We start from the raw sequence: 6,648 nt of genomic DNA on the forward strand, positions 1-6,648 counted from the left end.
CCAGGCCCGCAAGGCCCTGGATCACCAGGTGAGCGGCTCGCCCTTGTAGTTGATGAAGCGCAGGCCGCCGTTGCCGCTCTGCGCCTTGATCTGCTCGAGCATGCCACGGGTGCTGGTGAGCACGTCGATCTCGGCATTCTCGCCGCCCATGTCGGTCTTCACCCAGCCCGGGTGCATGGCCAGCACGGCAAGGTCGGGGCGCTGCAGCTCGACCACGAAGCTGTTGATCATCGAGTTGAGGGCCGCCTTGCTGGCCTTGTACAGGCAGATCTCACCGCCGTCGGGGATGGTCACGCTACCCAGGATCGAGCTCATGAACGCCAGCACGCCGCTGTCTTTGCGGATGAGTTCGGCCAGGCGCCGGGCCACGCGGATCGGCGCCACGGCGTTGGTCATGAACAGCTCGCCAATCTGCTGTACCTGCACGCTTTCCAGGTCCTGCGGCAGCGGGCCCATCACGCCAGCGTTGACGAACACCAGGTCGAACACTTCACCCTGCAGGCGCTGCTTGAGCCCGTCGAGCTGGGCGGTGTCGTTCATCTCCAGGCGCTCGATACGCGCACCGGGCACGTCGCCGAGCGCACCTGGGTTCTGCGGGTCGCGCACGGTGGCGACGACGTTCCAGCCGTCTTCACGCAGGCGTTGCACCAGCCCCAGGCCAAGGCCTCGGGAGGCGCCGATGATCAGGGCGTTCTTGTTTGCGGTCATTGCGATACTCCATATCAAAGGCGGGGCGAGCGCTGTTGTGCATAGTTTCGCTCGCCGCGCGACAACGGGGTGATTGCCCTCCACCGGGAAAGGCCTGGGTGACGAGCATAAACCAGGAGCCTGGCGCTCGCCTTGTGGAGACTGATCAAAAAACGATCGATTGCCTGGAAAGCCTGTGGGGGCTGGGCCTGGCGCTGTAGTTCACGGGTTATCCACAAGCCGCTCCACAGTAATTGTGTGCAAGCGCAGCGGGCCTGAAAATGGTGGTTTGGGGGCGGGTTTACATTGAAAGCTGGGGATAACTCATAGTCTTTCAGTCACTTGTGCCAGTGTCACACAAATGTGATCAAAATATGCTCAATGCTTCGCAGGCCTTGTCGCATAAGGCCTGTATAAGCTTGCCCCAAGCTTATCCACAGGCAGGCCCACAGCAGTTGTGGGCAATGTTCACTCTCTTTCCAGCAGAATGCGCCCGCGGCTCAGGTCGGCGAGTTGCTGCTGCAGTGACGCGAGGTGGATCTCACCCAGGGCGATGCGCAGGTCGACGCCGTTAGCGGTGAACTGCTCATCCAGCACCACGCCGTCCACCTCAGCCAGGCGCAGCTTGAGCAGCGCCAGTTCGCTGAAGGTGCAACTGCAACTGAACGCGCTGCGCTGCACCAGCACACGCTTGGGTGCCTGCTGCAGGCATTTGTTGGCGCCGCCGCCGTAGGCCCGGGCCAGTCCACCGGTGCCCAGCTGGATGCCGCCGTACCAGCGGATCACCAACACCACCACCTGGTCGCAGTCCTGGGCTTCGATGGCGGCGAGGATCGGTCGCCCGGCCGTGCCGCCCGGTTCGCCGTCATCGCTGCTGCGGTACTGGGCGCCGAGCTTCCAGGCCCAGCAGTTGTGGGTGGCCGCCAGGTCGCTGTGGCGTTCGATGAAGGCCATGGCCTCGGCGGGGCTGTCGATCGGGCCGGCGAGGGTGATGAAGCGGCTCTTGCGGATTTCTTCGCGCAATTCGCAGAGCTCGAGCAGGGTAGAAGGCATAAGTCCGGGTCAGGCAGGCGTGCTGATGCCGCAGCCTTTGAGAATGATGTGGATAAGATTGTTGCTGGCGTCTTCCATGTCCTGCTTGGTCAGGCGGCTGCGGCCGGTGACCTGGCAGATCTGGGTGGCGAAGTCGGCGTAGTGCTGGGTGCTGCCCCAGAGCAGGAAGATCAGGTGCACCGGATCTACCTGGTCCATCTTGCCGGCGTCCATCCAGGCCTGGAACACCGCGGCGCGGCCACGGAACCATTCGCGGTAGTCGGCGCTGAAGTACTCGCTCAGGCACTCGCCGCCGCTGATCACTTCCATGGCGAAGATCCGCGAGGCCTGCGGGTTGCGCCGGGAGAACTCCATCTTGGTGCGGATGTACTGGCTGAGCGCCTCGGCCGGGTCGTCCTCCACGCTCAGGGCGTTGAAGGTGCTGTCCCACAGTTCGATGATGTTGCTCAGCACCGCGATATACAGGCCCAGCTTGTTGGTGAAGTAATAATGCAGGTTGGCCTTGGGCAGCCCGGCCTTGAGCGCGATGGTGTTCATGCTCGTGCCCTTGTAGCCGTGGCGGGCGAACTCGTCCTCGGCGGCCTGGATGATGGCCTGTTCGTTCTTCTGGCGGATGCGGCCGGCGGGCTTGCCCGAGGTGGGGGAGCGATGCGCAGGGACTTCTAGGGTCATGGACGATTCCGGGCGGGTCGTTACGGATGTCCGACAGATTACCTGCCTGTGGCGAAGTGACAAGCATTAGCGTCAGGGACAGGCATCAGCGTGTCGCAGCCAGGCTCTCGAGGAAGCTTTCCAGCACCAGGTTCGGCCGCCGGCCCTTGCGCGTCACCCAGCTCAGGCCCAGGTCATAGAAACGCTGGGCAGGTTTCAGCGCCCGCAGGCGCCCCTGCTGCACCCAGAAGCTGGCGTAGTGGTCGGGCAGGTAGCCGATGTAGCGGCCCGTCAGGATCAGGAAGGCCATGCCTTCGCGGTCCGAGGCGCTGGCGGTGCAGTGCAGGGCCTGGTAGTGCGCCTGGATGTCGGCGGGCAGGCGGAAGGTCGGAGCGATCGCGTCCTGGGCGTTGAGGCGATCATCATCGATCTGCAGGTCGTCGGCGTAGAACAGCGGGTGGCCGACCGCGCAGTAGAGCAGCGAGCGTTCACTGTACAGCGGTTGGTATTCAAGTCCCGACAGCGGGCTGGTCTGCGGTACCACGCCCACATGCAGGCTGCCGTCGAGCACGCCCTGCTCGACCTGGCTGGGGGCGATCATACGGATCTGGATGCGCACATCGGGGCCGCGGTCCTTGAGTTCGGCCAGGGCGTGGGTGATGCGCATGTGCGGCAGGGTGACCAGGTTGTCGGTGAGGCCGATGTTCAGCTCACCGCGCAGGTGCTGGTGCAGGCCATTGACCTCGGTGCGGAACGACTCCAGGGCGCTGAGCAGTTGCAGCGCCGAGTGGTAGACCTCGCGCCCCTCCTCGGTCAGCGAAAAACCCGCCCGGCCGCGTTGGCACAGGCGCAGGCCCAGGCGTTGCTCGAGGTCGTTCATCTGCTGGCTGATGGCCGAGCGGCCGATGCCGAGGACGTTTTCCGCCGCTGAAAAGCCGCCGCACTCGACCACGCTGCGGTAGATCTTCAATAGGCGAATGTCAAAATCGCTGACCTGGGCGAGGGGATCGGGGCGTCGGCTCATTAGTTTAGTTATCCGCTGACTGAAGGTTAGAAAAGCTGGGTTTTTCGAACTTTATCGCCGTGACAACTTAGCTGCAACAACACCCATCGTTGCCTAATCGTCTTTCGAGGAACCGCCCGATGAACATGCCCGAATCCGCTCAAGCCGGTCTGGCCAGCCAGCTCAAGCTGGACGCTCACTGGATGCCCTACACCGCCAACCGCAACTTCCAGCGCGACCCGCGGCTGATCGTGGCGGCCGAAGGCAACTACCTGGTCGACGACAAGGGCCGCAAGGTGTTCGACGCCCTGTCGGGCCTGTGGACCTGCGGCGCCGGGCATACCCGCAAGGAGATCAGCGAGGCGGTGGCTCGCCAGGTCGCCACCCTCGACTACTCGCCGGCGTTCCAGTTCGGCCATCCGCTGTCGTTCCAGCTGGCCGAGAAGATCGCCAACCTGGTGCCGGGCGACCTGAACCACGTGTTCTTCACCAACTCCGGCTCCGAGTGCGCCGACACCGCGCTGAAAATGGTGCGTGCCTACTGGCGCCTGAAAGGCCAGGCCACCAAGACCAAGATCATCGGCCGTGCCCGTGGCTATCACGGTGTCAACATCGCCGGCACCAGCCTGGGTGGCGTCAACGGCAACCGCAAGCTGTTCGGTCAGTTGCTGGACGTCGACCACCTGCCTCACACCGTGCTGCCGGCCAACGTGTTCAGCAAGGGCATGCCGGAAGAGGGCGGTATCGCCCTGGCCGACGAGATGCTCAAGCTGATCGAGCTGCATGACGCCTCGAACATCGCCGCGGTGATCGTCGAGCCGCTGGCTGGTTCCGCCGGTGTGCTGCCGCCGCCGAAGGGCTACCTCAAGCGCCTGCGCGAGATCTGCAGCCAGCACAACATCCTGCTGATCTTCGATGAAGTGATCACCGGCTTCGGCCGCATGGGCGCCATGACCGGTGCTGAAGCCTTCGGCGTGACCCCGGACCTGATGTGCATCGCCAAGCAGGTCACCAACGGCGCCATCCCGATGGGCGCGGTGATCGCCACCGGCGAGATCTACCAGACCTTCATGAACCAGCCGACCCCTGAGTACGCGGTGGAATTCCCCCACGGCTACACCTATTCGGCGCACCCGGTCGCCTGCGCCGCCGGCCTCGCCGCGCTGGACCTGCTGCAGAAGGAAAACCTGGTGCAGTCCGCCGCCGAGCTGGCGCCGCACTTCGAGAAGCTGCTGCACGGCGTCAAGGGCACCAAGAACGTCGTCGACATCCGCAACTACGGCCTGGCCGGCGCGATCCAGATCGCCGCGCGCGATGGCGATGCCATCGTTCGTCCGTACGAGGCGGCCATGAAGCTGTGGCAAGCCGGCTTCTATGTACGCTTCGGTGGCGACACCCTGCAATTTGGGCCGACCTTCAACACCCAGCCACAAGAGCTGGACCGTCTGTTCGACGCCGTGGGCGAAGCCCTGAACAAGGTCGACTGATTTTTCCGATTTTGACGTCGGGCGTGTGAGTACCACGCGCCTGTCTCTACCTTCTTTATCTGGAGTTATGCATGAGCATTGTTCAGCACCTGATCCACGGCGAGCTGGTCAGCAAGGGCGAGCGCACCGCCGATGTCTTCAACCCGTCGACCGGCCAGGCCGTGCGCAAGGTCGAGCTGGCCAGCCGCGCCACCATCCAGCAGGCCATCGATTCGGCCAAGGCCGCCTTCCCGGCCTGGCGCAATACCCCGCCAGCCAAGCGCGCCCAGGTGATGTTCCGCTTCAAGCAACTGCTTGAGCAGAACGAAGCGAAAATCTCGCAGATGATCAGCGAGGAACACGGCAAGACCGTGGAGGACGCTGCGGGCGAACTCAAGCGTGGCATCGAGAACGTCGAGTTCGCCTGCGCCGCCCCGGAGCTGCTCAAGGGTGAGTACAGCCGCAACGTCGGCCCGAACATCGACGCCTGGTCCGATTTCCAGCCGCTGGGCATCGTCGCCGGTATCACCCCGTTCAACTTCCCGGCCATGGTGCCGCTGTGGATGTACCCGCTGGCCATCGCCTGCGGCAACGCATTCATTCTCAAACCGTCCGAGCGTGATCCCAGCTCGACCCTCTATATCGCCCAGTTGCTGCTGGAGGCCGGCCTGCCGAAGGGCATCCTCAACGTGGTGCATGGCGACAAGGAAGCGGTTGACGCGCTGATCGAGGCGCCAGAGGTCAAGGCCCTGAGCTTCGTCGGCTCGACCCCGATCGCCGAATACATCTATGCCGAAGGCACCAAGCGCGGCAAGCGCGTGCAGGCATTGGGCGGCGCGAAGAACCACGCGGTGTTGATGCCTGATGCCGACCTGGACAACGCGGTCAGCGCGCTGATGGGCGCCGCCTATGGTTCTTGCGGCGAGCGCTGCATGGCCATTTCGGTGGCGGTGTGTGTCGGCGACCAGGTGGCCGATGCGCTGATTGCCAAGCTGGAGCCGCAGATCAAGGCGCTGAAGATCGGTGCCGGTACGTCCTGCGGCCTGGATATGGGCCCGCTGGTGACTGCCGCTGCCCGTGACAAGGTGGTGGGTTACATTGACGACGGCGTTGCCGCTGGCGCCAAGCTGGTGGTCGATGGGCGCGGTTTCCGTGTGCCCGGTAATGAAGATGGCTATTTCGTTGGTGGCACCTTGTTTGACAAGGTCACCCCCGAAATGCGCATCTATAAGGAAGAGATTTTCGGGCCGGTGCTGTGCGTGGTGCGGGTGAACAGCCTGGAGCAGGCCATGCAGTTGATCAACGAGCATGAGTACGGCAACGGTACCTGCATCTTTACCCGTGACGGTGAGGCGGCGCGGCTGTTCTGCGACGAGATCGAAGTGGGCATGGTTGGCGTCAACGTGCCGCTGCCGGTGCCGGTGGCGTATCACAGCTTCGGTGGCTGGAAGCGTTCGCTGTTTGGTGACCTGCATGCGTACGGGCCGGACGGTGTGCGTTTCTATACCCGTCGCAAGGCGATCACCCAGCGTTGGCCGCAGCGGGCCAGCCATGAGGCGTCGCAGTTTGCCTTCCCTAGCTTGTAAGGCGCAGGGATGAAAGCGGGGCGGCCGAGAGGCCGCCCCGCTTTGTTTTGAGGTTTTGCTTTATATAACTGAAATAAAGGTTGACGGGGTTTCAGATCCCCTTATAATGCGCCCCACTTCCGACGTAGTCGAAACGCAAAACCTCTTGTTAATCAATAAGTTGAGTGTTTCAGGTAGTATCGGAAGTGCTTCGGTCATCTGA

The 6,648-nt window shown here is 63.4% G+C and carries 6 protein-coding genes; 2 read left to right on the forward strand and 4 right to left on the reverse strand.

Annotated features, from left to right (window positions below):
* Window positions 1–21: 21 nt before the first annotated feature.
* The 4 genes from ACQ4OD_RS14910 to ACQ4OD_RS14925 form a co-directional block, all read right to left on the reverse strand.
* Window positions 22–708 (reverse strand): SDR family oxidoreductase, encoded by a 687-nt coding sequence (locus ACQ4OD_RS14910; RefSeq protein ID WP_139668458.1) that lies wholly within the window; start codon window positions 706–708, stop codon window positions 22–24.
* Between the two features lie 447 nt (window positions 709–1,155).
* Complete coding sequence (locus ACQ4OD_RS14915; protein ID WP_111533378.1) at window positions 1,156–1,740, reverse strand: IMPACT family protein; 585 nt, start codon at window positions 1,738–1,740, stop codon at window positions 1,156–1,158.
* A gap of 9 nt (window positions 1,741–1,749) precedes the next feature.
* Complete coding sequence (locus tag ACQ4OD_RS14920; protein WP_102684830.1) at window positions 1,750–2,412, reverse strand: TetR/AcrR family transcriptional regulator; 663 nt, start codon at window positions 2,410–2,412, stop codon at window positions 1,750–1,752.
* Window positions 2,413–2,497: 85 nt separating this feature from the next.
* Window positions 2,498–3,415 carry a LysR family transcriptional regulator gene (locus tag ACQ4OD_RS14925; RefSeq protein ID WP_102684831.1) on the reverse strand — a complete coding sequence of 306 codons (918 nt, stop codon included), beginning with the start codon at window positions 3,413–3,415 and terminating at the stop codon, window positions 2,498–2,500.
* A 119-nt stretch (window positions 3,416–3,534) separates the two neighbouring features.
* Here ACQ4OD_RS14925 and ACQ4OD_RS14930 point away from each other — a divergent pair, with 119 nt between their 5' ends.
* Both ACQ4OD_RS14930 and ACQ4OD_RS14935 read left to right on the forward strand, forming a co-directional pair.
* On the forward strand, window positions 3,535–4,881 hold the full coding sequence (locus ACQ4OD_RS14930; RefSeq protein WP_139668461.1) for an aspartate aminotransferase family protein: 1,347 nt from the start codon (window positions 3,535–3,537) through the stop codon (window positions 4,879–4,881).
* Window positions 4,882–4,952: 71 nt separating this feature from the next.
* On the forward strand, window positions 4,953–6,446 hold the full coding sequence (locus ACQ4OD_RS14935; protein ID WP_102684832.1) for a CoA-acylating methylmalonate-semialdehyde dehydrogenase: 1,494 nt from the start codon (window positions 4,953–4,955) through the stop codon (window positions 6,444–6,446).
* The last annotated feature ends 202 nt before the right edge of the window (window positions 6,447–6,648 follow it).

Source organism: Pseudomonas sp. WC1, assembly GCF_050586565.1.
In the GTDB taxonomy this organism is placed as follows: Bacteria; Pseudomonadota; Gammaproteobacteria; order Pseudomonadales; family Pseudomonadaceae; genus Aquipseudomonas.